Below are 24,478 nucleotides of genomic sequence, written 5' to 3'. Positions count from 1 at the left end.
TTTACCTCCTGGCTAATTCGTTTAGCCATATTGTTGGCAATGATTAATTTAAATCCTTATTGATTCTATTTTAAACCATTGCCGCTTTATGTGGAAATAGGTGTCCGAATTTTGGGGTGCATTCCATTAAGGATGATGTAAGCCTGCTTAAGAGAATTACTAAAAGATATTTTTCCAAAAGAGTGTTAAACGAAATAGCCCCCGAAGAGTGGGTGCAGGCGATATTGGACAGTAATGCCTCGCGAAAAAAAGGAAAGTGCGGCGAAAATAAACTAATTTATATACTTGAAAAAGAAGGCTTCAAGGAAGTTTTTTCATGGGATGACTTTTTGGCCAATAATTATTGCGCAGTAAAATTTTCAAGCAAATTCAGTTTAAAAAACGTGCGAAAGAATTTAAATGTAAAAATAAGAACCAAAAAGCAAAATAAAAGACTTGATCTTGTTATTAAGGCAAAGGATAAAATTTTTATTTGCGAAGCTAAACATTTGAATACTTCGGGCGGTGGACAAGATAAACAGATTTCAGAATTAATTGAAATAATCGGCCTCAAAGAAAGAGATAAAGCATCCTACATTTCATTTTTAGACGGAAAATATTCCAATATTTTATTGGGTGGCAATGGCTCCGGCGATAAGATAACTACTCAACGAAAGCAAATCAAAAAATTTCTCAAAATGAACGCTTATAATTATTGGGTTAATACGGCCGGTTTCAAAGAATTGATTGCTGATTTAAAGTAATTTTTTTAGCCAAGTAATTTACTTTTGGTTTAGGATAATATTTTTACTTAAAATAGTATTTGATTAACTCTTGCCCTCTTAGTAGAGGTTATTGCGAATAATATAAATTAAAAGGGTGTCGCAGTACCCCTTTTTTAGTTGATTTTTATCATTTTTTTCCATCCTATCATCAGGATTAGAATTCCTGCTAATAGGAACGCCCATCCCCAAATGGGCGATTTAAAAACTCCGGACGCTTCAAAGCGCCCGATTACGAGAGTGTAGGCCCCGGCCCCTCCGGCTAAACAGCCGAGGAAAAAATTTATTGTGATAAGGAGCATTAAAATCACCTCCCTTCCTATATTTCCCTGATACGGGGATACTGCGACTTGCCAATATGACATATGATTCAGGTTAAGTCAAATTTGAGCACGATAATATTCCACATCGACATGAACTCTTATTTTGCCTCGGTGGAACAGCAGGCGAATCCTTTTTTGCGCGGAAAAGCGGTCGGAGTTTGCGCTTATTTGTCGCCAAACGGCTGTATTATCGCTTCCTCGACAGAAGCCAAGGCCAAGGGTATTAAAACCGGCTTTCGAGTGAAGGACGCACTTAAGCTGGTTCCTGGTTTGGTGCTTTTAGAAAACGAACCAGCTAAATACCGTTCAACTACGGAAAAGATATTTAGGATTTTAGCCGAGTATTCTGATGCGCTCGAGCCTTATAGTATTGATGAAGCGTTTCTTGACTTATCTGGATGGGTGAAGAATTATGAACAGGCGGAAAAGGTGGCGCTGGAAGTGAGGGCCAGGATTAAAGATGAAGTCGGCGAATGGCTGAAATGTTCTATTGGCATATCCTGGACAAAATTTTTAGCTAAATTCGCGGGCGACATTGCGCCAAAAAACAGCCTGCTGGTAATAGATAAAAATAACCTGGATAGCATCCTGGCCGGACGGAACCTGCAGGACGCCTGGGGAATTAATAACGCAATGGAACGCCGGCTGAAAGCCATCGGGATTAATGATTTAGGCCAGCTTAAAAATTATGATCCGATAAAAATAAAAAGGGAACTCGGGAGCTGCGGCTATTATCTTTGGGCCAACGTAAATGGCCATGAAATTTCACGAGTACATCCGGAAGATGCGCCGCCCAAATCCATCGGCCACTCTTATTGCCTTCCCAGGCAAACTACTGATAAAAAATATTTGCTAAAAATCATCCATAAACTTTGTGAAAAAACCGGCCGGCGCTTGCGCGCTTTGGGGCTGGAAGCGCAGAAAATAAATTTTTACGCCGGCTATATCTATGATGGCGGGCTGCACAAATTGATTACGCCCGGGGATAAGATTTATATTACCGAGGAAATTTTTAATCCAATCCATGATTTTGTCATGAAAACTGAAATATTGCTGCCAGTCAGGATGCTGGCCGTATCGGTTTTCCGGCTGTCGCCAATATCCGGCCAGGCTAATCTTTTTTACGACAATCTGAAGCCGAGAAGCGTCAGCCGGGCCATGGATAAATTAAACGATAAGTACGGCGAATATACGATTGTGCGCGGGACCATGTTTGATTCCGGCGATCTGGCCCGCGACCGGATCGGTTTTAGGAAGAGTATTAGTGTTAAGAGGGGCGAAGAATGAAAAAAATGGCCGCCGGATAACCGAGCGGCCATTTGTCATATTAAGCAAAATCCATTTTATTGATTCGGATCTTTTACGAAGGCGGCAAAGAGGATTGGCACCATAAACAGGGTCATAAAGGAGGAGAGCATCAAGCCGAAGATAATCGCCGTTCCCAAAGCCATCCACAATTCATTGGAAAGGGTAATCGGAATAATGCCGATAACCGTACAGATAGAAGTGATAAAAATCGCTTCCAGCCGGGATTTGCCGGCGTCAACGACCGCGTCAGTAAAAGGGATTTGGCTTTTTAAATTTAAGTTAATTTTATCAATAAGGATAATCGCGTTTTTTACCACAATGCCGAAGAGAGCCAGGATGCCGATCAATCCGGGGAAACTTAAGTTGATCCGCATAATCGCCAATCCGAAAAATACGCCGATTAAGGCTAAAGGAATGGCGATTAAGACAATAGCCGCTTTCTTAAAGGAGTTAAATTGGATAATTAGGGTGGAAATAATTAACAGCCCGGCAATCACCATAGCCCGCAGTATTGAAAGGACTGATTCGGCGTTTTCTTCGTTCTCGCCGCCGTAAGTAATCGAATAACCGGCCGGTAATTTATAATCATCTTTAATTTTTTTCTGGAACTCGGACAAAATCGCGGCCGGGCGAGTTTTTCCGGCGGCATCGGCGGACAATAATACCACGCGCTTCTGGTCAATTCGGGAAATTGAATCAACCGAAGGCTTTAATTCTATCTTCGCCACGTCTTTTAAGAAAACCGGCTGTTTTTGCAGATTTAGTATCTGGATATTTTGGACGGCTTCAAGCGTCGGCAGGCGGTCTTTGTTAAACCTGGCCATAATCTTTATTTCCTTGCCATCGCGGATAATTTTAGTTATCTCGCTCCCCGAAATAGCCATTCTTAAGGTTGAGCCGACATAAGCGGCGTTTAAGTTATACAACTCAAGCCGGGCCGGATCAAGGGAAAAAGTATATTCGGCCGGAGAATCCTTTAGGGAAACATCAGCATTCACCACGCCCGGAATTGAAGCTAAAACCGGTTTTAATTCGTTGGCGATTTTATCAAGCGCCTGCAAATCATCGCCTATAATTTGGGCTTCAAAGGCCGAACCGGACGGGGGACCGCCGGACGGAGTGGAAACCGTAATTTCGGCTTCAGAGATTTTTACCAAATCTTTCCTTAAGATTTCGGCGATTTCATAAGATGTCCGTTCGCGGTCGTCCGGATCGGAAAGGGTAATCGTAATTGAACCGAGATGCGAAGAGGAAGAAAGGCCGATGGCAAAATCGCCGCCCGCGCCCTGCTGGCCGACAATGGTCGAAAAATTGTCGATTTCGGGAATTTCCAGTAGCTTCTTTTCAACATTGGCTATGATGCCGTTAGTTTTAGCTAATGCCAGCCCGGTCGGAGCGCGAAAATTAATATAGATGAATTCCTGGTCTGAAGCCGGGAAGAATTCCATCGGGACGATGCCGGTAGCGGGCAAAAGGCAGGCGGCAACAAACATGCCGAAGACCGCGCCCATAATCTGCCACCGGCGCTTTTTACTTTCAATAATTTTCCTTAAATATTTTTCATATATCGGAAGAACGGAATTGAAATTTACTATTCCGTGCTGGACGCGCTTCCACAGGCTTTTTCCCGCGCGATCCTCTCCGGCCCGCTTTAACTTGCCCTTAATCAGATCGTCGTCTTTCCATTCCTCCTTTACCCGAGTTTCGTTAGCCAAAAGTTTATCTTTTCCGTCCGCGCGGTACCAGCGGATAATTAGGAGGGCGGCGGCAAAAGGAAGCACAGCAAAAAAATAGAATAGTATTTTCCCCTGGAACGCTAAAACAGCGGCCAAGCCAAAGAGAGAGGCGATATAGAAAAAGAACATGTTGCGCGTCAGCCTTACCCTCTCCAGCACCGCGGCTAAAGGGTGGTTAATCATTAAAGCGATTAATAGGGAAGCGATCAAAGTGACGGACACGGTAATCGGGATGGATTTAATAAACTCTCCGATAATTCCAGAAGCGGAAATCAAGGGTAAAAAAGCCCAAACCGTAGTTAGGGTAGTCGTTGTTAAAACTACTTTAAAGTCGTTTAATACAAGGAGTACGGCCTCTTCCGGGGTGAATTTTCCAGTTCTTAAATACTGCTTGGTAGCGGAAACAACGACAATCGCGTCATCCACCAATAGCCCTAAAGATAAAATCAAGGAAAAAATCGATAAAAAATTCAGGGTCAGGCCGGTTGAAAGCATAACGCCGAAACTGACGAAGAATACTAAGGGGATGGCCAGGCCGGCGACTAAAGCCTCTTTCATTCCGACGATTAGAAACAGGATGATAAAAACCAATATCAAAGTCAAAATAAAGTCATGCGTCAACTGGTCAAAGTCCATCCGGATATACTTAGCCATATCGACAATCGTATCGTATTTCGCCCCTTCCAGCTTCGGCACTTCCTCTTCCAGTATTTTTTTCGATTGATCGACAGTATCCAAAATTGAACCGCCGGTTTTTTTAACGACCGAAATGGTTACCGCTTCCTGGGGCGCCTGGTCGCCGATTGAGAATCTTGAAAATACCGAGCGCTCAATTGATTTTTCTTTTACTTCGGCAATATCGCGCAAATAAACAATCGCTCCCTCCGGCGTATGGAAAATCGGGAGATTGGCGAGCTTCTTCGCGTCAAAGAAGCGGGAATCAGTCCGGACCGGATAATTATACTGGGTGCCTTTAAAAGTCCCTGACGGAAAGGCTAAGTTAGTAGCGGCGATTATTTGGTTAGCCTGGTCGGGCGTTATGCTGTAAAAAGTTAGTTTTTGTGGGTCATAAGCCACTTCAAATTCAAGCTCGTCGCCGCCGGAAACGTTTACTTCGCGCGCTCCCGGAACTTTTTCCAGTTCATCTTTTAAATTATCGGCGAATTTCCTTAAAGTAAGGCCGTCATGAGGGCCGGTTAAAGCTAGAGTTAAAATCGGCTGGTCGTCAAAGGAGATTTCCTGGACTATTGGGTCGTTTGAGTCCTCGGGCAATTCATTTTTTATGCTATTGACCTGGTCGCGCAATTTTCTAAGCGAGTCGTCTAAGTCTTCTTTTGCCCCGAACTCTACCGTTACGGCGGATAATGAGTTAGAAGATTTGGAAGAAATGGTATCGATGCCCGAGATGCCCGAGATGCCGGACTCAATTTTTTTTGTTACCAATTCCTCTATGTCCGACGGCCCGACTCCGGGATAGGTGGTTACGATAACGGCGATCGGAATTTTAACTTCCGGGTTGGATTCCCGCGGCAGGCTCATGAACGAGTAAATTCCCCACATCGAAATCAGGATAATCATTAGTATTACCACGCGGAAATTGACGATAAAAAAATTAAGCCAGCTTTTTCTTAGTTCAGGCCGGAATTCCAGTTTTTTCAGATAGAGATGGTCGGAAGATTTATGATTTTGGCTTTCCGCGCTTCCTTGCCCGCCGGCGCCCGGCTCTTTTTTCGGCCCCGGCAATAAAATCATATTATTATTGTTCTGGTCGTTCATAGAAATTTTGAGATTAAATTATTTTTCTTTAACTGTTACCGGGTCGCCTTCATGGATTAATTTATTGCCGTCAACGACGATTAGAGTCTCTTCGGGCAGTCCAATCTTCACTTCGGCGTTTTCACCTTCGACTTTTACGATTTCAATTTTAATTTTTTTGGCTTTAGCCTCTTCAATGTAAAAAATATAATTGCCGCTTTGGCCGACCTCGATAGCCGACAGGGGAAGAATGGCGGTACCGGCGGTTTTGGCTTTCTTGGTAATCGGGACGACTATGTCCATAACCGTACCTAGAACAAAAGTGTTCGATTCTTTATTGCCTGGCTGGCCGTCAGTCTGGTCCGGGCGAACTTCAATCATAAACCGCTTGGTAAGGCTATCGGCCTGCGGAGTAATACTCGTTACCTTTCCCGGATAAGAGTTGCCTTGGGCGTCCTTAATTATGGCGGCCTGTCCGAGCGTAAAGTAAGGCAGGTTATCCTGATCAGTATAGAAAGTGAGTTTAACTTTTTCCGGCTGGCTGACAACGGCTAAGAGCTGGCCTTGAGAGACTGCCTCGCCCTGGTTAACGAATTTTTGGGTTATAGTCCCGTCAATCGCGGCCGTAGCCAGATGGATGTCATAAAGGCTTTGCAAGCCCTGGACCGCGTTTTGGTACTGGAATTCGCTAATATCCATTTGGCTTTTAGCCATAGAAATCTGCGAATCCAGCCGGATTTTAGCCGCTTCGTATTGATTTTCCGCCGATTTTTGTCCAAAACCAGCCGAGTCAATTTGCGATTTATTGCCCGCTTTCAGATTATTTAAGCTTTGAGCGGCCTGGGCTTCCTGCTTTTTCGCCAGGTCATAAGCTTTTTGCAAAGCATCCAAAGCGGCGGTGTTATTCAAAGGAGTATTAGTTAGGGACTGTTTGGCGCCGTTAATCTGGGAGATGGCGCCGTTAGCTAGGGACTGATAACTGGACACGGCCGATTGGAGGGAAGAAAGAGATGACCCGGTCAGGGAAGTTTGGGGCAGTTCGGCGGTAGGAACAGTCTTGTCAAGAAGGATTTTAACGCTATCCGCCAACTTCTTTGTTTCCTGCGCCAAATCCAGGGCCGCGGAGATTTTACTATTGATGCCGTTAAAATTAGTGGAAATATATTTTTGGTTGGCGGTTTGGGCGGTAATATAGTTCTTCTTAGCCGCGGAAATAACGCTTACGTCCAGGGCCCCAAGCTGTGATTTATAACTTAAAGAAATAATATTATTATCGTCCAGGGAAGTGATGTTATTAATTGAAGTGATAACCGAGTTGCAGGTATCGGCGGCCGTATCTACGGCAGTATCGGCGTTAACGTTCATATCGATTTCCGATTGGCCGGATATTTTTTTGCGGTTTTCCAAAGCCAGCCGGGCCTGCTCGGCCGCCTCTTTAGCCGTATCATAAGCGATTTGGGACGCTTTCAGGCTTTCTTCAATTGTTAGGTTAGTATTGCCGGTTCCGGTCCTTGCCTGGTCGCGGGCGATTCGGGCCTGGGCCAAATCTTTTTGGGAAGAATTTAGGGTGTTCTGATAATTAGTCCTGGCCATCTCGTAAGAGGCGTAGGCCTGCGAGGCGGAAATTTGGGCTTGCTTGACCTGGGCTGAATTAAAACCCTGGCCCGAAACATTAGCCCCCGGCTCGTCAATCCTTACCAACAGCGCGCCCATCTTAACTTTATCCCCAACCTTGAAATTAACCTCTTTGGCGTTGCCCGAGGTCTTGGCGAAAATTTTCGCTTCCTGGTCGCCCGATACAATGGCTGAATACTCCAGGTTTTCTTTTAGGCTGTCAGATTCTTTTATCGTCTGGGCGGTTACAGCCAGCGGTGCGTTTGCTTCCTTTACGCCCTCGTCGGCAACGGTTTTACCAAAAAAAGATACGGCGGCAAAACCCGCGCCTAAAAGTAAAATCAAGGCGGCTATTTTTATGTATTTGTTGTTTAATTTTTTCATATATGTTTTTTTATTAGTTTAAAAAATTTCGGCAGTTTTTTTGTTTAAGCCCGCAGATCTCTTTTAGTAAATCATCAGAGCGGCAATTTCTTGGGTTTAATTTCAGGTATTCCTTTTCAACGTTATAAATAAGTAAATTGGTTTTAACTAAGTATTCGTAGAAAAGCCGGCATTCGGCTTTGGTAAAACTTTTTTCCAAATCCAGGCTTTTGTCATTCACCAATTCGTAAGCCAAGACAAGTTTTCTTTTTCCTCCGCCAGTAAGTTCAATCATTTTTTTTCTTTTATCATCTGCCGTTTTTTTTCGTGGAGCCTGGCGCTTAATAAATCCGCTCTTTTCTAAGAAATTAAGGCGCTGGGTAACGTTGGACTTTGTCCCGCCGATTAACTTGAGAATATCGGTCGGGGTAAGGGGGCCGCGGTAATACAAAATCCCCATGATTTTAATCGCCGTGGTAGTAAGGCCCATCGGTTTTAATACATAAGTATTGGCGAATTGTTCCAGCCGGGTAGCGGTAAATACCACCAGCTTAGCTATTGATTTGTCTTTTAAGGGGTGCATAAAGGGAGATTTCTTCATACCTAGCCGGGCTTTTTGTAAATGACCCGAGTTCGCAGTTTTTTATAAAGATTAAAATAGTTTATCAATTAACTAATCCGCGTGTCAAGCCCGTTAGTCGTCCCTGCTTTCGTCCTCATTTGCATTAAAATAATTAAATAGATAAGATATATCCATGACTTTCTAGAACATGCTATCAATTATTTTATGGACAAAAAATTAAGCCTGGCTTTAGTGAGCGCGTCAGCTTATACCTCCGCGCAAATTATCGCTAATGTTTTATCAACCAAAATTACGGTTTTGCCCCTCGTCCACTTATCGATGGACGCTGGTACTATTATATATCCGATAACTTTTACTTTAAGGGATCTTGTCCATAAAACCTGCGGGAAAAAGAATTCTCGGGTGGTCGTCGTATCCGCCGCCGCCTTCAGCCTTTTGGCCTTCTTGTTTTTTTGGCTGGCAGGGAAGATGGCTCCGGATCCGGCCTGGCTTTATCAAAATGATTACCAAAATATTTTGATGCCGGTTTTCCGTATTTCCATCGCCAGCGTAATCGCCCAGGTATTATCAGAATTGGCCGATACGGAAATTTTTAGCATGGTTTATCGCCGGCTAAACGATATATTAGCAGTGCTCATTTCAAATACGGTTGCGCTGGTAATCGACAGCGCGATCTTCAGCCTAATCGCTTTTTTAGGAGTCTTGCCGATCTCGACTGTTATGGAAATAATGGTTGCCAATATATTAGTGAAAGCCGTTATCAGTTTAGTTTCGTCGCCCGCCATCAAATTCATGCCCAAACAGGTTGAAACAGAAGAAATCTAACGCTCGCGAAGGAGGGGAAAAATGAAAATCCTGGTGATCGAAGACGAAGCCGCAATTCGGGAATTGATTATCGAAATGCTCGAGATTTTCGGGTGGGAGTCTGTTGGATTCAGATCGGCGGAAGATGCTTTGCAAGAATTGAAAAAAGCCATTTTTCAGCTTGCAATTTGCGATTTGAATCTGCCGGGGATGAGGGGAACCGATTTCGTAAGATACTGCGCGGATAGGTATCCCGGTATCAAGCACATACTTACGAGCGGATCTAATTGTGATGAAGTGAAAATCCAATGCCTCGAGGCCGGAGCAGACGGTTTTTTACCCAAGCCGTATGACGTAAATCAGCTCAATGAAATGATATTGAGCATAACAAATGGAGAATCGCAATAAGTTACGTAGTCCGTAATTGAGCGAATGACTCATACAGCTCCATAAAACAAGCACTTTTAAGCCGCCAAACCTACCTGGCGGCTTTTCTTTGATTTTATTGGAATTTTAGAGTATTGGAGTATCGGATTATGGAATCAAGTAGTTGTAAATTCCTCGCAAAATGGTATTATTTTTACTGGGGTGAAATAAGCGGGAAAATATGAACTTGTCATCAGAAGATTTTGAAAAAATAGTAAAAGAAGAGCTGGATAGCCTGCCGGAGGAAGTTATCAGTAAAACGAATAATGTGGCTTTTTTAATTGAGGATTATCCGACTCCGGATCAAGAAAAAAAATTCCGGCTGGGGCGCGGTTATTTTTTGTTCGGCCTTTACGAAGGCTATCATCAATCGAGCCGCCGTAATTTAGGCGCGGTATTGCCCGACCGGATTACGCTTTTTAAATACGCGATACTGCATGAATCCAAAAACGAAAAAGAATTAAGAATGATGATTAGCAATACCATTAAGCATGAAATTGCCCATCACTTCGGCTCGGACGAAGCCGGAGCGCGCAAAGCCAGCCGATAAGGGCTGGTTTTTTAGTAAGTTAATTCTAAATTAATGAAACCGTTATAATGTTAAACTCGCCAGATGCCAATAATATTTATCAATATGAACCAATTTTTATCATCAGTTTTAGAGCAGGTTAAGGAAGCCGGAAAATTAATTAATATTCCGCCCAAGGTTTTGGAAATATTCGAATCGCCCCAGCGGATTATCGAGTTTTCCATCCCGCTAAAAAAGGATACAGGCGAAGTGGAAATTTTCCAAGGCTTCCGAATCCAGCATAACGACGCCCTCGGTCCTTTTAAGGGCGGCATCCGCTTCCACCCAAAGGTTGATTTGGATGAGGTTAAAGCCCTGTCCATGCTTATGACTTTAAAAAACGCGGCCATGGATCTGCCTTACGGCGGCGCCAAAGGAGGAATTAGAGTCGAGCCGCAAAAATTAAGTTTTGGCGAATTAGAAAAATTATCGCGCGCATATGTCGATGAGATTTACTACTATATCGGCCCGCAAAAAGACGTCCCGGCGCCGGACGTAAATACCAATCCCCAAATCATGGCCTGGATGTATGACCAATACAGTAAGATTAAGGGATTCTCGTCGCTCGCTTCATTTACCGGCAAGCCATTGATACTAGGCGGGAGTTATGGCCGGGAGATATCGACCGCTTTTGGCGGAGTAGTGGTTTTGGAAAAGTTTTTAGAACTTAATCCGATATTCAAGGCAAAGGAAAAAAAGGAGATATCCATCGCCATCCAGGGATTTGGAAATGTCGGAGGTAATATCGCGAAAATTCTTTTTGAGAGCGGATATAAAATTGTCGCGGTTTCGGACGCGAAAAACGCGCTTTATGACGCCAGCGGCCTGGATGTTGAAGAAATAATTAAAACCCGAAAGGAAAAAGGCCGTCTTATGTCAAAATCCTGCTATCCGGCCGAGTTAGGGGAGTTGGAAGTATCGTGCAGTGTTATTAGCAATGAAGAACTATTGAAGCTGCCGGTCGATATTCTTATTCCGGCGGCTATCGAAAATCAGATCCACGAAGATAACGCCGGCGAAGTAAAAGCCAAGATAATTCTAGAAATGGCCAATGGGCCGGTAACCCGCGAGGCGGTAGTAAAATTGAGGCCGAAAGATATTATTATTATTCCTGATATTCTCGCCAATGCCGGAGGGGTAATCGGTAGTTATTATGAATGGGTTCAAAATCTTACGGGGTTGAGATGGGAAGAGGAGGAGGTATTGGAGAAAGTCAAGAAAAAAATGGAAACGGCCTTTTACGATGTATACAAAATATCGCAGGAGTATAAAGTTGATTTGCGATGCGCCGCTTATATTAAAGTTTTAAAGAAGCTCGAAGAAGCTTTGCGTCTCCTTGGCCGGATATAAAAAGCGGCGGAAATCCAAATAGACTTCGCCGCGATTTTATATAGGACTTTAATAAGTGTTAGATATCCAAATTCTCCACCTTCTTCGCGTGGGTCTGGATAAAGTGTTTCCGGGGCGCGACGTCGCCGCCCATCAGCATATCAAAAGTTTCGTCGGCGCGCACCGCGTCTTCGATATTTACCTGGCGCATTACACGGCTTTTGGGATCCATAGTAGTTTCCCAAAGCTGGTTCGGGTTCATTTCTCCTAGACCTTTATAGCGCTGGATATTGATTTTTGCCGGGGCTTTGGCCTTTGCGGCAGCCGCTTCTGCCACCTCTTCTTCGGATACCCCGGTTTCATCCTGCGAGATTTCTTCCGCCCCTTGTTCGATTTCAGCGACTTCGCCTCCGCCCATTTCTTTTATAATTTTCATTTTTTCATCATCGGAAAAAGCGTACTTGGCGGTTGTGCCTTTTTTAATCTGGTATAAGGGCGGCTGGGCGATAAAGATATGGCCGCGGGTGACCAAATCCGGGAAGTGGCGGTAGAACAACGTGAGAAGCAAAGTGCGGATATGGGCGCCGTCAACGTCGGCGTCAGTCATAATAATAATCCGGCCGTAGCGGAGTTTTTCTATATCAAACTGTTCCTGGATATTGGTGCCCATGGCGATTACCAGGTTCTTGATTTCATTATTAGCGAGCATCTTATCTAATCTCGCGCGTTCGACATTCAAAATTTTTCCTCGCAGAGGAAGGATAGCCTGGAATTTTCGGTCGCGGCCTTGTTTAGCCGAGCCGCCGGCCGAATCGCCCTCGACTATGAATAATTCTGTTTCTTCGGCTTTTCTCGACGCGCAGTCAGCCAGTTTTCCGGGCAGGGTAATTCCTTCCAAAGCGCCCTTTCTTAAAATACTGGCGCGGGCCGTTCGGGCGGCAATCCGGGCCTGGGCCGACAGGATGCATTTGCCGACAATCGCTTCGGCTTCGCGCGGATGCTCTTCTAAGAATGAGGCAAAGGCTTCGCTAAAGACTGTTTCCACGTAGCCTTTCATTTCCGCGTTGCCTAGTTTTCCTTTAGTCTGGCCTTCAAACTGGGGATCAGTAAGCTTTACGCTGATAATCGCCGTTAAGCCTTCACGGACATCCTCGCCGGTAAGGTTTTCATCTTTTTCCTTTAACATGTTCTGGGTTCGGGCGTAATTATTCAGGGTGCGGGTTAAGGCCGCCCGGAATCCGGCCATATGCGTTCCGCCTTCGGGATTGTAGATGTTATTGGCAAAAGCCAAAACCGTTTCATTGTATTCGTCGTTATATTGCAAAGCGATTTCCACGAGCGAAGAATTAATCGGCTTTTCCACGTAAAAAATCGTTTCGTTTTTGACATTTTTCGAGCGGTTTAAAGAGTTAATATAAGCTTTGATGCCGCCTTCAAAATAGTAAACATAGGCTTTGGGACGGTGATTTTTTCTCTTGTCAAAAATTTTAATAGTTACGCCGCGATTTAAGTAGGCCTGCTGGCGAAAATGGTCGATCACCGTGCCCCAGCTGAATTCAGTCGTTTCGGTAAATATTTCCGCGTCCGGCTTAAAAGTAATCTGGGTGCCGGTTTTTTTTGTAGTTCCCGAGGGTTTTACTTTTTTTAAGGGTTTGCCTCTTTTATATTCCTGCATCCAAATTTTTCCGTTTTGGAAAACTTCAGCTTTTAAGTATTCGCTCAAAGCGTTAACGACCGAGACGCCGACGCCGTGCAGGCCGCCGGAAACTTTATAGCCGCCGCCGCCGAATTTTCCTCCGGCGTGTAATTTGGTAAGGACGGTTTCCAAGGCCGATACGCCCGTAACTTTATGGATGCCAACCGGGATGCCGCGCCCGTTATCGTAAACCGAAACCATGCCGTCAGCCGTTAAGGTAACGACAATTTCATTGGCATGGCCGGCCATAGCTTCGTCGATTCCGTTATCCACCACTTCCCAAATCAGATGGTGCAGGCCGGTCGTACCGGTTGATCCGATATACATTCCCGGCCGTTTTCTTACCGGCTCCAGTCCTTCTAAAACGGTAATGGAACTGGCGTCATAAACATTAGCTTTTGTTTTGTCTTTAGCCATAATAAACCTTTATATTAGAAGTATTTTTAATTAAAAACAACCCGAAATCAGGGTAATTATTCTACTTGCATTTTATCAAATTTAAGCCCCAAACGCAAGTCTTACAGGCCGTGTATTTTACCAGGGCAATATCTGCACATTCATCAATATTCAGTCTAGTTGATAGGTAAAAAATTGCCACTAACTCCTTAATTATGCTAAAATATGGTTATGGCAAGATATATAAAAAAGGAAAAAGTTGAGGTGGTAAAACCAGTGGCAGCCAAACCTCCGGTCTTCGAAGATTCTACGGGTTTGACAGAAAAAAAGCTTAATTTCGGGTTTTGGTATATCGAACATCTAAAACAGCTAAAAAAACTTTTTATTGCTTTTTTGGTGTTAATTTCCGTTATCGGCTGGGGGATTTTCTTTTATGGGTTTTTGCATTACATTTTCGTCGGCATGATTGAGGATCAGAAACTTGTCGATGATTTGACAAGGATTAATGTCGCCAGCCACGATTATTTTAAAAACACCCAGCCTTTGGAGTTAAAAATGGGCAATGTACAGGTTATAAATAACGGCACGGCCGGAAGCTATGATTTTATCGCCGTGGCCGAGAATCCTAATCCCCGGCACTGGGCCGAACTGGAGTTCGCTTTCGCGGGAAGCGGAGTGGAGACGCCGGTTGAAAAAAGCTTCATTTATCCGAGTGAAAAGAAAATTTTAATCTCAATGTCGCAGGAATTCGGCTCCTTTCCGGCTGACGCGGCGATCCGGATTAAAACGCTTAATTGGCATCCGATCAAATCTAAAGAAATCCCTGATTGGAATAAATTTTCGGAAGAGCACCTCAATTTTAAAATAACAGGCATTAAATTGAATTCCGAAGGGAAGACTGTTTTGTCAGATAAAGAGAGCTTAAATAAGGTTGACTTTGAAGTCTTGAACAGTTCGGCGTATAATTATTGGCGGGCCGACTTCCTGGTCCTTTTGTATCAAGGGGGGCAGGCAGTGAGCGCCTCTAAATACGGCTTGGAAAATTTTATGTCCGGAAAAAGCTACAATATCAGCCTAAGCTGGCCCAGCTCGGTATCGTATGCCTCGGAAGTCAAAGTTATCCCGGAAGTGAATATAATGGACAAGAAAAACTACATGGATTTTGTAGGGACAACGGGAGCCGGCGGGCAAAAGGATGAAATCAATACCAGGAACGGGAACTATTAACTTGATGAGGAAAGTTTTATTATATTTAAAAAATTTCGACTGGATTTTATTTAGTTCAGTTTTTTTATTGGTCATATACGGCCTGGTAGAGATTTACAGCGTATCCCTTTCCCAAGGCGACCAGAGCTTGGCCAACTTTAAAAAACAGCTCTTGTTCGCCGGAATCGGACTGGTTTTGCTTTTTGTTTTTGCTTTTCTTGATTTTAACGACCTTCGCGAAACCAGCGTTTACTTTTATGTTTTAGGAGTTATTCTTTTGGTGGCGGTCTTATTTTTCGGTTCAACTATCAGGGGAACCAAAGGCTGGTTTAATATTTTCGGTTTTAGCTTTCAGCCGGTCGAGCTTATTAAAATCATATTAATACTCTTTTTCTCTTATTATTATTCCCGGGCCAATTTCCGCTTCAATACCCTAAAGCACTTTTTACTGCCCTTGTTTTTTTTAGCAATTTTGGCCGGCCTGGTAATGGCCCAGCCGGATTTTGGTTCGGCGATGGTTTTGGTCCTTTTATGGCTCGCCATCATCGTTATGGCCGGTTTCAGCAAAAAATATTTAGCTATCTTGATCCTGGCCGGACTGCTTTTGGGCGGGGCGGGCTGGCTTTTTTACCTAAAGCCCTACCAGAAAGAAAGGATTATGACTTTTGCCAACCCTAAGTCAAGCCCGCTTGATCAAGGGTATAATGTTACCCAGGCCATGATCGCGGTCGGGTCAGGCCAGCTTATCGGCCGGGGCATTGGTTTTGGTTCGCAGTCGCAATTAAGGTTCTTGCCGGAAAGCCAAAATGACTTCATCTTCGCGGTAATTGCTGAAGAATTGGGCTTTTTAGGGGTTATTTTGGTATTGGCCTTTTTTATGGTATTTTTCCACCGGGCTATAAAAAGCCTCCGCCGCGTTAAAGAGGATTTTAGCACCTTTTTCATTTTAGGGGCCATAAGCTTGATTTTTATTGAAATGTTTATTAATATAGGTATGAACGTCGGGCTATTGCCGGTAGTCGGCATTTCATTGCCTTTGGTAAGCTACGGCGGCAGTGCGCTTGTTTCCACTCTAATATTAGTAGGAATAATGGAAAGCATAATAATCCGCAGTAAGATTAATTACTAAAAGGTATTTCAAAATATCTTTTTTTAAATCTTATCCAATATTTACTAAAAAAGGATTCAGTTTGCCGTTTAGGCGCAAATTTTATTCGGTAAAACCAATAAAAATATGGAAAAAGTCAATTTAAAAGCTTACACGAGAGAAGAAAACAACGGGAAGGCTAAACTGCTCCGGGCCAAAGGCTACTTGCCGGCCGTCCTTTATGGGAGCAATATTACCGGTTTAAGCCTCAAAGTAAAAAAAGGGGAATTCGAAAAAGTATATGAAAAAGCCGGAGAAAGCACGCTGGTCGAACTTCAAGTAGACGAGAAGACGCCGGTGAAGGTTCTTATTTACGATGTGCAAAAAGAGCCGATACACGACCGGATTAACCATATCGATTTCTTCCAGGTGGATATGAAAAAGAAAGTAACTACCGAAATTCCGCTGGAATTCATCGGCGAATCCAAAGCGATAAGAGAGCTGGGCGCCGCTCTGATTAAGCACGCGGACAACATTGAAGTCGAATGCTTGCCGGAAGATTTAGTGAGTGAAATAAAAGTTGACATCAGCCCGCTTTCCAATTTTGATGATTCCTTGAAAGTAAAAGACTTGGTACTGCCTAAAGGCGTTACGGCTTTGGCTGACGGGGAAAACATCATCGTTTCAGTTGTCGAGCCTAAAGCCGAAGAAGAGCCGGTAGCGGCAGTTAAGCCGGAAGATGTTGAAGTAATCGGAAAAGGCAAAGAAGAAAAGGAAGGGGCAGAAGGCGCGGCGGAAAAGGAAAAAACCGAAAAATAATTTAAGATTAATGGAGGAATTAAAAAATAAAGTTAAAGCGGTATTAGGCGGCCGAAGAATATTTATTTTTTTGGGAGTTATTATATTCTGCCTTATTCCCTGGCTGGGATATTATCTTCACGGCTATATTGACGGCTCGGAAAAAAGCCGGGAAGGCAGCGCGGCGATTGCCGGGAGCGGAGAAAAAAACGAGCCGAAAGTTGAAATGGCCCGGCGCTGGATCGACGGGGTGATGGTCGAAAAAGGAAAGGAGAATTTATTTCCAGCGGCAATAATGATTGAAAACCATGTTGACGCCCGGCCCCAGTCCGGATTGACAAAAGCCAATTTGGTTTATGAAGCCGAAGCCGAGGGCGGAATTACGAGATTTTTGGCAATTTACGCGTCTGGCGATGAAATAAAGAAAATCGGGCCGATAAGGAGCGCCCGGCCGTATTACATTGACTGGAGCGCCGATTTACATGCCCTCTATATTCATTGCGGCGGCAGTCCGGACGCGCTAGCTAAAATTGCCCGTGAAAATATTTTTGACTTGAATGAATTTTATAACACCGCCGCCTTTTGGAGGGAAAAATCCCGTCCGGCGCCGCATAACGTATATAGTTCAAGCGGGCTTATAAGCGCCTATCTTGATAAAAGTGAAGCCGACATAAGCCAAAAGAACGAAAGCGCCGTTTCCTGGAAATATAAAGATGATCTGGAACCTTTGGCTCGGCCGGAAGATTCGGCAATTACGGTATTTTACCGGGGAAATGATTTTACAGTCCAGTGGAAGTATGATAAAATAACGAACGATTACAGTAGATTTGAAGGCGGGCTGGCCCATGTTATGGAAGACGGAACGCCGATTAAGGCCAAAAATATCATAATCCAATCGGTCCAGTCGCGGGTGATTGATGAAGAAGGGCGGAGGCAGATTGAAACTATCGGGAGCGGAAAAGCCAAAATCTGCTTGGATGGTTCATGTGGCGACGGGTCATGGAAGAAAAAAAATAAGAGCGGGCGGACCTTTTATTATAACGCCGCCGGCGAAGAAATCGAGTTTAACGCTGGTACTACTTGGGTCGAAGTAATACCGAATGGCTATAAAGTTAACGCTGAATAATTTACCAGTAATACATACTGCCCGGACGGGCGAAACAATATGTCACAAGATAATCTTATAAAACTTGAATGCTCATCCTGCAAGCAAGTCAATTACTTTTCCCACAAAAATAAAAAAATTCTGAAAGAAAGGCTCCAAATAAAAAAACACTGCAAGCATTGCGGCAAACACACGCCTCACAAAGAAACTAAGTAGTTTTAGGGTTAGCTAATTAGGGGTTGGTTTATAGAAGCGGCTAAATTAAATTATAGGCCTCGCCCCTAAAAACATATGGACAAGTCCATGATCCCCAGGGCTTTCTTGCTTTTAATGCTCGCCGGCATATTGTATTTATGCTATCTGGTGTTTAGCCCTTTTCTAGCTGATATTATTGTGGCCGGCGTGCTGGCAACCATACTGCATCCTTTGTATATTAAACTCTCGGTTTTATTGAAAGGGAGAAAAAAAACCGCCGCGCTAATTATCTGCCTCGCGGTTATCCTTATCGCGGTAGCGATTATTTCCAACCTGATTATATATTCTGCCCAGAAGCTCATAGAAACCTACGGAAATATATCCAATTTTATCAGCCACGACGGCCTAGATCCGCTTCTTAACAACCGATATCTCCACCAGCTGGGAGTCAATCTAGACAACAACCTGCGCACCTATTTATTTGACGCTTTAGGCAAGGTCAATCAGTGGCTGATTACGGGCGCTACGTCTCTCATCGCCGGCACGACGAACTTCATATTCTCCCTGGCTTTGATAATCCTAAGCATGTTCTTTTTCCTGATCGACGGGGAAAATATGCTAAAAAGGATAATGCGCTGGACGCCGCTTCCCAATAAATACGACCAAAAGATTTTCCGCAAATTTAAAGATGTAAGCCAATCAGCCGTTTTATCCACGATTCTAAACGCGGCGGCGCAAGGCTTTTTTGCCGGCCTGGGATTTTGGGTAGTCGGCTTGCCGGCTTTCTTAGGCGGCATCTTAACCAGCGTTTTTTCGTTAGTGCCGTACGTCGGCGCCGGATTAGTCTGGTTTCCGGCCGCGGTTTATCTCCTCTTAGCCGGTAAAATCTGGCAGGGCATATTTATGATCGCCTGGGGAACCGGCGGCATTAGCATCATTGACAATGTAATCAGAGCCTATATTATAAAGGAAAAAGCCCAGGTTCACCCTTTGTTCATAATTTTTTCAATCCTGGGAGGCGTGGCTTTTTTCGGATTTTGGGGCATAATTTTCGGACCTTTGATAATTTCCCTGGCGGTAACAATTTTGCATATCTACGAGATTGAATACGAGAGCATACTCGAAAAATAAGGCTTTCGCTCGTTAAAACGGATAATCGCCAATATTTAGGCTGGGCTTATCGCTATTCTAAACGATCAGTATGCGGGTGTCGGTTAATGGTAAACCACAGCTCTCCAAAAGCTGAACTGGGGGTTCGATTCCCTCCACCCGTGCCAAATTCAATTTGACAGTTTCCGGCAAAAAGTTGTAAAACCCTTGTTAATATTCACATTTATTCGATTATAGTGTATAATGATAGTAGTTTAGCGTATTGTTCCTGGCTAAAAATTAAATATTAATATTAAATGGCTAAGCCAGCCAAACTTCTTTAAGCATATTTTTACCCAGGAATGCCTAAAGAATCTGCTGCGAAGCCATTAGACCATTATGGCAAAGATGACTAAGTCTCAAATTCTGGAGGCTTTGGCAAACCAAACTGGAATGTCAAAAAAGGATGTCGGCAATTTTTTGGACAAGCTGACTGAATTAGCCTACGGCGAAGTAAAAAAAAGCGGTGAATTCGTCGTTCCGGGCATCGGAAAGCTGGTAAAAGTTAAAAGAGCCGCCCGGGTTGGCAGAAACCCAGCCACCGGCGAATCAATTAACATTCCGGCTAAAACCGTAGTTAAATTCAGAGTCGCCAAAGCCGCCAAAGAAGCAGTTTTATAACTTCCATAAAAATTCCTCCCGCTAATCTTCGCGGGGGGAATTTTTTTCCCAGCTGTTTCGGTGCGAAGCGGCCGGCAGTAAGCCAACTTCATGATAAGCGTAATAATTCCTTTATATAACCAGGCGAAGAACCTTCCATCCTGCCTGGAAAGCATCTTAATCCAAACCATTCCGGAGCTGGAGGTAATTATCGTTGACGACGGCTCCAGCGACCAGTCGCGGGCCGTTGCCGAGAGCTACAAAAAAAAATTCGGCGAAAAAGACATTAGTTTTCGCTTGTTAAACCACGATATGAATAAAGGAGCGCCGGCGGCAAGAAATACCGGCTTTCGCTCTTCAAAAGGGGAATACCTGTTCTTCTGCGACGCAGACGTTGTTTTAAGCCAGGAAGCCTTGTCATCCATGCTAAACGCCTTAAATTCGAATCCAAAGGCCAGCTTTGCTTATTCATCCTTTTGGTGGGGAAGAAAGTTATTTAAGCTTTTTCCTTTTGACAGGGAGAAGCTGGAAGAATTTCCTTATATCAATATGATGAGTTTGATGCGCCGCGAATGTTTTCCCGGCTTTGACGAGTCTTTAAAAAAATTTCAGGACTGGGATTTATGGCTTACTATAACCAAAGGCGGAAAAATCGGCGTTTGGATTGGACGGCCGCTTTACCGGGTCCGCCCCGGCGGCACTATGAGCGACTGGCTTCCCGGCTTTGCTTACCGCCTCTTTCCGTTTTTGCCCGCGGTCAAGAAATACAAAAAAGCCATGATAATCATTAAGAATAAGCATGGCCTTGCCTGATTAATCTTTTACTTCTCCCGCCGACTCCGGTAAAGCCTGCGTTTTTTTATCCCGCGCGCATTTTTGCCCCTTATCATGAAGACTGGAAATTACTTCGTTAAAGTCGTTTAAGTTTATCGGTTCAATGGCCACCATGCTCCGCAGGATTAATATTTGGTCGGAATTATATATAGTTTGGTAGATATTGTTATGAATAAAGAAGCAAAGCTGGGCAAAAACCGCGAGCGCGGTTAAAACCAGCGCGGAGTAGAAAATATACAAAATTTTTCTTGGGCTTTTTAAGAATTGCATATTATTTAGCGCCAGTACGTAAGCGCCTTTAGGTTTAAGCTGAATTCTTCATTTTCGCCTTTGGTTATTTGCAGGTCTTCTATATTAATATAGTAATCCAGCGCTTCAATATCCTCTAGGTATTTTACCAGGTTCTCGTAACTCCCTTGACAGCGGGCAAACAGATAGACTGCCCGGAAGCCGCCGGTCTCCATAACGGCACTCTTATTTAGATTAATTTCCTGGATAACCGAATCGCTTTGGGCAATTTGCTCCAGCCGGGTGATGAATTCCAATTCCCGGTATTCGCTTATAAAAACTTTATCCAGCCGCAAAACTTCATTTTCAATTTTTCCCAGGCTTAAGGCCATTTTTTTTATCCGCTGGCTCTTGGCGTACTTTTTTTCGAGGTCAAGCCGCTGGAACTCAATTTCATCCTTCATTTTATTAATATTTTTTACGGCTGGCAGATCCACCCAAACGATAACAGCCGCCAAAACAAGAACCAAAAACCCCGATATGATAGTAATCTTTTTAGTATAATCAAGTTTTTTAAAATTAAATTTAAGCATTTATTTGAAATTTTCGAGATTAGTTTTGGCCGTGATTTCGAAATCAATATCGGTTTTGGTAAAAAGGTTTTCAAGCGGCAGATCCACTTCGGTAAAATACCCTGAAGAACCCAGCTTATCCTTAAAATAGAGAAGCGCTTGCCTTTCTTTAGCTTTACCGGATAATATTACTACCCCTTTTTCACGATTAAACATGATTTGTTCAATCAATAAAGACGGGCCGGATAATTTGTCCAATTCTTTTATAAAACAGGAAAGCTGGATGAAATTATTCTGCACTCCTTTAATAAAATCCACTTTTGAATTTATTTCTTTGACTCTTGAATTATAGCTTTGGGTATTTTTCGAAATTAGCGTAGTCTGCTCGACAATTTCTTCGAATTTTATCGACACCAGAAGGCGGGCAAAAACCAGGACAATCGAATAAACCACGATAATAAAAATAAAATAGCAGGAAATCCTTTTTAAGATAACGTAAATCCTTCTTAGGCTTATTTCTCTTTTTAGCTCTTCGGAGACCAGGTTGATATTCAGCATATTTATTTTCCGAAAATTACATCTCGTCAATAAAAACCTCCCTTAGGCCAAGGCCGATAGCCGTCGTATAGGTAAGTTCTTTTCCCTGCATAAGGGATTTACTCCGGACCGGTTCTTTTCCCTTGGTTTTTTTCGCGTCAATATTAAATTTTTCTAAAAAAGCGCCTCCGTATTTTTCCTTATCCCCTCCGATATTAACGAAAGGATCGCCGACAATAGCATCAATTTTTAATTCCTCTGACAAATAGGCGGGCAAATCTCTTATATTGCCGCCGCCGCCGCACAGGATGATTTTATCGATTGGGCCGTATTCGGCATAATGCATCAAGTAAAAATCGAGCGATTCTTTTATTCTCGATAAAAGCTTTCCCATGTGTTCCGCTAATATGGCTTTTACGGCGCCTTCGGCCTTTTCTTTGTCCAAACCGCAGATAATCTTGGCCTTTTCGGCCTGTTCGCGGTTAAGTTTTATTTTTTTCTCGATGGTATCGGTTATTTCCTCGCCGGAGATAGGGAGGCTCATGGAAAAAAGTATGGAATTTTTTGAATAGACGGTAAGGCTGGCCCTTTTTGCTCCAATGTCCAAAAGGCAGTAGTTTTTTTCATGTTTGCCTTTGTTTTTCCGCCCCTCTTCCAATAATAGCGCCCGGCATATGCTTATCGGCTCAATTTCCAGGGCAATGACTGAAAGGTTGATTTTATCCAAAAGGGAAGTGAATTTATCAACGACTTTCTTCGGCGCCGCGCCGATTAATACCGAGGCTTCAGTTATTTTTTCTTCGATAACCTGATAGTCAAAATACAGCTCTTCTATAGGAATAGGAATGTGCTTCTCTATTTCCTCTTTAATCGGCTCATCAAGATTTTTCTTTTTTTCTACGTCAATTAGCTTGATGAAAGTCTGGGTTTCCGGCAGGCAAGCGATAACTTCGTCTGATTCAACTTTCCCGTACTGGGGCGAAGCTAAAAGCTTTAAAATTTCCTTTTCCAATATGTCTTCTTTTATAATTTCCCCTTTCTCGATAATTCCCGGCTGGAGCCTGGCGCAGCCTACGGCGCTAATTTTTATTTTATCCCGGATTTTTGTCAGCTGAATCAATTTTATAGAAAGATCGGATATGTCTAATCCGATCGGATAAATTACTTTTGGGGCAAAAAACATAAATATAAAAATATGAAAATTTTAGCGTTTTCCATTTAATATTATACCATACTAATATTCTTCTTCCCAATGTTCGACCGTTATAACTGGTGAAAACAAGCCTCCGCCTAAAGCTTCAGTAACGTATTCATTGTTAAAAGTAATGTTAATATCCTGCCAGCAGCTAAAAATCGAAAGCTTCCTCCCGACCGCGGCTCCGGTAATATTAAAAGATGTCCCGCCGAAAAGAGGGACGCTCGAAATGTCAAAAGAGTCGTTAGCATAGACAAGTCCGTTAATATTCACGCTGTCGGTAAAACTTTGAAAATTAATTTTTCTCTTGGCTAAAATTCCTGAAGCTGTCCCCTCCGCGTGATTAACCGTAACGGAACTGTTTCCGCACCTAAAACCCAAGCACCAGTATTGGCCGATAACGAAATCCCTTTCTACAACCAGCAAGCCGTTAATAGTAAGGTTTTCATCGCCGCGGACATTCACATTTCCGGACACATAAGTAATCGGCCCCGGTAAATTTAAATCCCTGTTGTTTTTAATTAAATTAGCAAACTGGGTTTCAGTATAGACGACTGTTGCCTTATTTTTATAGGAATTGGAATCAGCCGAATCAAAATCTATGGCCGGCATTGGAATCGGCGCGGCGGCCGGAGGGTAATTCGCGGCGTGGGTGGCGCCTGCCACGTTTACCGTCGAAAACCATACTTTGTTAAAATTACCTACAGCTTCCAAGTCAGCATCAATATCTACCGTACTGGCGCCGTTTACGATAAAATTTCCGTTTGAATGGGCGCTGCCATTATGAAAATCCACCAGACTGCCGTTAATGTCGATATTCCCGTCAGCGTACCCGGGGTTGGAGCCGATTCCGGATGTGCCCATAGCTTTATAAACCTGGGTTTTAATGATCCGCTGGCTAATTTTTCCGCCGCCAGCATCAAAAATCCCGGTAGAAGTGATTTCTCCCCGCGCCAGATTGGAATTGGCAATGCTTACGGTGTATGAACCGGTGCCGCTGCCAAAGGGGTTAGTCCGGGTAAAATTTTCCGACCAGGCGGGATTGGTTTCGAAGCTGGTTTTATAGCTTTCGTCATTTTTCAATTTCCAAATCATGTCGGCAATTCCTGCTTCGGCCAGATAATATGTTTTGACTCCGTAAATCTGGCTTTTCGAAATTTTGTTTTCGGTAAGGGTAAAGCTTAAGTAATAAATGGCCAGAAATAAAATAATAATGGTCGTCAAGACCGTTAAAAGCAGCGCTACTCCCCGGTTGTCATTAGCTAGCTTTTCTCTAAGCATATATCGGTTATTTTATTTCTAGTTATTCG

General features: G+C 43.5%; 24 protein-coding genes and 1 tRNA gene. 15 read left to right on the top strand and 10 right to left on the bottom strand.

Annotated elements, in window-relative coordinates; genetic code table 11:
- Window positions 1-116 precede the first annotated feature (116 nt).
- Complete coding sequence (locus WC715_05630; protein ID MFA6171897.1) at window positions 117-743, top strand: DpnII family type II restriction endonuclease; 627 nt, start codon at window positions 117-119, stop codon at window positions 741-743.
- A gap of 134 nt (window positions 744-877) precedes the next feature.
- Here WC715_05630 and WC715_05625 read toward each other — a convergent pair whose 3' ends face one another.
- On the bottom strand, window positions 878-1,126 hold the full coding sequence (locus WC715_05625; protein ID MFA6171896.1) for a hypothetical protein: 249 nt from the start codon (window positions 1,124-1,126) through the stop codon (window positions 878-880).
- Between WC715_05625 and WC715_05620 the strand changes: the two genes are divergently transcribed.
- Window positions 1,127-2,371 carry a DNA polymerase IV gene (locus tag WC715_05620; protein MFA6171895.1) on the top strand — a complete coding sequence of 415 codons (1,245 nt, stop codon included), beginning with the start codon at window positions 1,127-1,129 and terminating at the stop codon, window positions 2,369-2,371.
- Window positions 2,372-2,427: 56 nt separating this feature from the next.
- Here the strand turns inward: WC715_05620 and WC715_05615 are convergent, their stop codons facing one another.
- From WC715_05615 to WC715_05605, 3 genes are read right to left on the bottom strand one after another with little or no spacing between them, the layout of a single operon-like run.
- Entirely contained in the window at window positions 2,428-5,904 is a 3,477-nt protein-coding gene (locus tag WC715_05615) for an efflux RND transporter permease subunit (protein MFA6171894.1), read from the bottom strand.
- Between the two features lie 18 nt (window positions 5,905-5,922).
- The gene (locus WC715_05610; protein ID MFA6171893.1) at window positions 5,923-7,881 is read right to left on the bottom strand and encodes an HlyD family efflux transporter periplasmic adaptor subunit; all 1,959 of its coding nucleotides are present in this window, start codon (window positions 7,879-7,881) and stop codon (window positions 5,923-5,925) included.
- Window positions 7,882-7,894: 13 nt separating this feature from the next.
- Complete coding sequence (locus WC715_05605; protein ID MFA6171892.1) at window positions 7,895-8,461, bottom strand: MarR family transcriptional regulator; 567 nt, start codon at window positions 8,459-8,461, stop codon at window positions 7,895-7,897.
- Between the two features lie 186 nt (window positions 8,462-8,647).
- Between WC715_05605 and WC715_05600 the strand changes: the two genes are divergently transcribed.
- From WC715_05600 to WC715_05585, 4 genes are all read left to right on the top strand, one after another.
- On the top strand, window positions 8,648-9,268 hold the full coding sequence (locus WC715_05600; protein ID MFA6171891.1) for a queuosine precursor transporter: 621 nt from the start codon (window positions 8,648-8,650) through the stop codon (window positions 9,266-9,268).
- A gap of 21 nt (window positions 9,269-9,289) precedes the next feature.
- A complete protein-coding gene (locus tag WC715_05595) occupies window positions 9,290-9,655 on the top strand; it encodes a response regulator (GenBank protein ID MFA6171890.1) in 366 nt (121 codons plus the stop codon).
- 199 nt (window positions 9,656-9,854) lie between these two features.
- The gene (locus WC715_05590) at window positions 9,855-10,223 is read left to right on the top strand and encodes a metallopeptidase family protein (protein MFA6171889.1); all 369 of its coding nucleotides are present in this window, start codon (window positions 9,855-9,857) and stop codon (window positions 10,221-10,223) included.
- Between the two features lie 84 nt (window positions 10,224-10,307).
- Window positions 10,308-11,591, top strand: a complete 1,284-nt coding sequence (locus WC715_05585; GenBank protein ID MFA6171888.1) for a Glu/Leu/Phe/Val dehydrogenase — start codon at window positions 10,308-10,310, stop codon at window positions 11,589-11,591.
- A 58-nt stretch (window positions 11,592-11,649) separates the two neighbouring features.
- On the opposite strand, the gene gyrB is transcribed toward WC715_05585, so the two are convergent.
- Entirely contained in the window at window positions 11,650-13,683 is a 2,034-nt protein-coding gene (gene gyrB / locus WC715_05580) for a DNA topoisomerase (ATP-hydrolyzing) subunit B (protein MFA6171887.1), read from the bottom strand.
- Window positions 13,684-13,893: 210 nt separating this feature from the next.
- On the opposite strand from gyrB, the gene WC715_05575 reads away from it, so the two are divergent.
- The 9 genes from WC715_05575 (at window position 13,894) to WC715_05535 (ending at window position 20,615) form a co-directional block, all read left to right on the top strand.
- Window positions 13,894-14,889, top strand: a complete 996-nt coding sequence (locus WC715_05575; protein MFA6171886.1) for a hypothetical protein — start codon at window positions 13,894-13,896, stop codon at window positions 14,887-14,889.
- Window positions 14,858-15,997, top strand: a complete 1,140-nt coding sequence (gene rodA, locus WC715_05570) for a rod shape-determining protein RodA (protein MFA6171885.1) — start codon at window positions 14,858-14,860, stop codon at window positions 15,995-15,997. Before WC715_05575 ends, rodA begins: the two co-directional genes overlap by 32 nt.
- Before the next feature lie 105 nt (window positions 15,998-16,102).
- A complete protein-coding gene (locus tag WC715_05565) occupies window positions 16,103-16,774 on the top strand; it encodes a 50S ribosomal protein L25 (GenBank protein MFA6171884.1) in 672 nt (223 codons plus the stop codon).
- Window positions 16,775-16,784: 10 nt separating this feature from the next.
- Entirely contained in the window at window positions 16,785-17,879 is a 1,095-nt protein-coding gene (locus WC715_05560) for a DUF3048 domain-containing protein (GenBank protein ID MFA6171883.1), read from the top strand.
- A gap of 39 nt (window positions 17,880-17,918) precedes the next feature.
- Window positions 17,919-18,074, top strand: coding sequence for a 50S ribosomal protein L33 (gene rpmG, locus WC715_05555; GenBank protein ID MFA6171882.1), 156 nt, complete (start codon window positions 17,919-17,921; stop codon window positions 18,072-18,074).
- A gap of 75 nt (window positions 18,075-18,149) precedes the next feature.
- Complete coding sequence (locus tag WC715_05550) at window positions 18,150-19,184, top strand: AI-2E family transporter (protein ID MFA6171881.1); 1,035 nt, start codon at window positions 18,150-18,152, stop codon at window positions 19,182-19,184.
- Between the two features lie 72 nt (window positions 19,185-19,256).
- A tRNA-Trp gene (locus WC715_05545) sits at window positions 19,257-19,330 on the top strand.
- Between the two features lie 211 nt (window positions 19,331-19,541).
- On the top strand, window positions 19,542-19,823 hold the full coding sequence (locus tag WC715_05540) for an HU family DNA-binding protein (protein MFA6171880.1): 282 nt from the start codon (window positions 19,542-19,544) through the stop codon (window positions 19,821-19,823).
- Window positions 19,824-19,913: 90 nt separating this feature from the next.
- A complete protein-coding gene (locus WC715_05535) occupies window positions 19,914-20,615 on the top strand; it encodes a glycosyltransferase family A protein (protein MFA6171879.1) in 702 nt (233 codons plus the stop codon).
- Here WC715_05535 and WC715_05530 read toward each other — a convergent pair whose 3' ends face one another.
- Genes WC715_05530 through WC715_05510 form a run of 5 tightly spaced genes read right to left on the bottom strand, consistent with a single transcriptional unit; the run spans window position 20,616 to window position 24,449 of the window.
- A complete protein-coding gene (locus tag WC715_05530) occupies window positions 20,616-20,906 on the bottom strand; it encodes a hypothetical protein (GenBank protein ID MFA6171878.1) in 291 nt (96 codons plus the stop codon).
- Window positions 20,907-20,911: 5 nt separating this feature from the next.
- On the bottom strand, window positions 20,912-21,457 hold the full coding sequence (gene pilO / locus WC715_05525) for a type 4a pilus biogenesis protein PilO (GenBank protein ID MFA6171877.1): 546 nt from the start codon (window positions 21,455-21,457) through the stop codon (window positions 20,912-20,914).
- Window positions 21,458-21,994: a hypothetical protein gene (locus WC715_05520; GenBank protein MFA6171876.1), complete on the bottom strand. Its 537-nt coding sequence runs from the start codon at window positions 21,992-21,994 to the stop codon at window positions 21,458-21,460. It lies immediately after the preceding gene.
- Window positions 21,995-22,010: 16 nt separating this feature from the next.
- Window positions 22,011-23,156, bottom strand: a complete 1,146-nt coding sequence (gene pilM, locus WC715_05515; protein ID MFA6171875.1) for a type IV pilus assembly protein PilM — start codon at window positions 23,154-23,156, stop codon at window positions 22,011-22,013.
- Between the two features lie 51 nt (window positions 23,157-23,207).
- A complete protein-coding gene (locus WC715_05510) occupies window positions 23,208-24,449 on the bottom strand; it encodes a hypothetical protein (protein ID MFA6171874.1) in 1,242 nt (413 codons plus the stop codon).
- Window positions 24,450-24,478 lie beyond the last annotated feature (29 nt).

The organism is Patescibacteria group bacterium, assembly GCA_041661505.1.
Classification (GTDB): Bacteria; Patescibacteriota; Patescibacteriia; order Patescibacteriales; family JBAZCA01; genus JBAZCA01.
The sequence above is the reverse complement of the archived record's forward strand: the minus strand, read 5'-3'. Positions and strand labels throughout refer to the sequence as shown.

Coding starts and splice junctions, on each gene's coding strand:
- WC715_05625 (MFA6171896.1), bottom strand. CDS start 1,126: ATGTCATATTGGCAAGTCGCAGTATCCCCGTATCAGGGAAATATAGGA.
- pilM (MFA6171875.1), bottom strand. CDS start 23,156: ATGTTTTTTGCCCCAAAAGTAATTTATCCGATCGGATTAGACATATCC.
- WC715_05535 (MFA6171879.1), top strand. CDS start 19,914: ATGATAAGCGTAATAATTCCTTTATATAACCAGGCGAAGAACCTTCCA.
- WC715_05600 (MFA6171891.1), top strand. CDS start 8,648: ATGGACAAAAAATTAAGCCTGGCTTTAGTGAGCGCGTCAGCTTATACC.
- pilO (MFA6171877.1), bottom strand. CDS start 21,457: ATGCTTAAATTTAATTTTAAAAAACTTGATTATACTAAAAAGATTACT.
- WC715_05605 (MFA6171892.1), bottom strand. CDS start 8,461: ATGAAGAAATCTCCCTTTATGCACCCCTTAAAAGACAAATCAATAGCT.
- WC715_05510 (MFA6171874.1), bottom strand. CDS start 24,449: ATGCTTAGAGAAAAGCTAGCTAATGACAACCGGGGAGTAGCGCTGCTT.
- rodA (MFA6171885.1), top strand. CDS start 14,858: ATGAAATCAATACCAGGAACGGGAACTATTAACTTGATGAGGAAAGTT.
- WC715_05520 (MFA6171876.1), bottom strand. CDS start 21,994: ATGCTGAATATCAACCTGGTCTCCGAAGAGCTAAAAAGAGAAATAAGC.
- WC715_05615 (MFA6171894.1), bottom strand. CDS start 5,904: ATGAACGACCAGAACAATAATAATATGATTTTATTGCCGGGGCCGAAA.
- rpmG (MFA6171882.1), top strand. CDS start 17,919: ATGTCACAAGATAATCTTATAAAACTTGAATGCTCATCCTGCAAGCAA.
- WC715_05620 (MFA6171895.1), top strand. CDS start 1,127: ATGATTCAGGTTAAGTCAAATTTGAGCACGATAATATTCCACATCGAC.
- WC715_05550 (MFA6171881.1), top strand. CDS start 18,150: ATGGACAAGTCCATGATCCCCAGGGCTTTCTTGCTTTTAATGCTCGCC.
- WC715_05595 (MFA6171890.1), top strand. CDS start 9,290: ATGAAAATCCTGGTGATCGAAGACGAAGCCGCAATTCGGGAATTGATT.
- WC715_05560 (MFA6171883.1), top strand. CDS start 16,785: ATGGAGGAATTAAAAAATAAAGTTAAAGCGGTATTAGGCGGCCGAAGA.
- WC715_05590 (MFA6171889.1), top strand. CDS start 9,855: ATGAACTTGTCATCAGAAGATTTTGAAAAAATAGTAAAAGAAGAGCTG.
- WC715_05585 (MFA6171888.1), top strand. CDS start 10,308: ATGAACCAATTTTTATCATCAGTTTTAGAGCAGGTTAAGGAAGCCGGA.
- gyrB (MFA6171887.1), bottom strand. CDS start 13,683: ATGGCTAAAGACAAAACAAAAGCTAATGTTTATGACGCCAGTTCCATT.
- WC715_05610 (MFA6171893.1), bottom strand. CDS start 7,881: ATGAAAAAATTAAACAACAAATACATAAAAATAGCCGCCTTGATTTTA.
- WC715_05565 (MFA6171884.1), top strand. CDS start 16,103: ATGGAAAAAGTCAATTTAAAAGCTTACACGAGAGAAGAAAACAACGGG.
- WC715_05540 (MFA6171880.1), top strand. CDS start 19,542: ATGGCAAAGATGACTAAGTCTCAAATTCTGGAGGCTTTGGCAAACCAA.
- WC715_05530 (MFA6171878.1), bottom strand. CDS start 20,906: ATGCAATTCTTAAAAAGCCCAAGAAAAATTTTGTATATTTTCTACTCC.
- WC715_05575 (MFA6171886.1), top strand. CDS start 13,894: ATGGCAAGATATATAAAAAAGGAAAAAGTTGAGGTGGTAAAACCAGTG.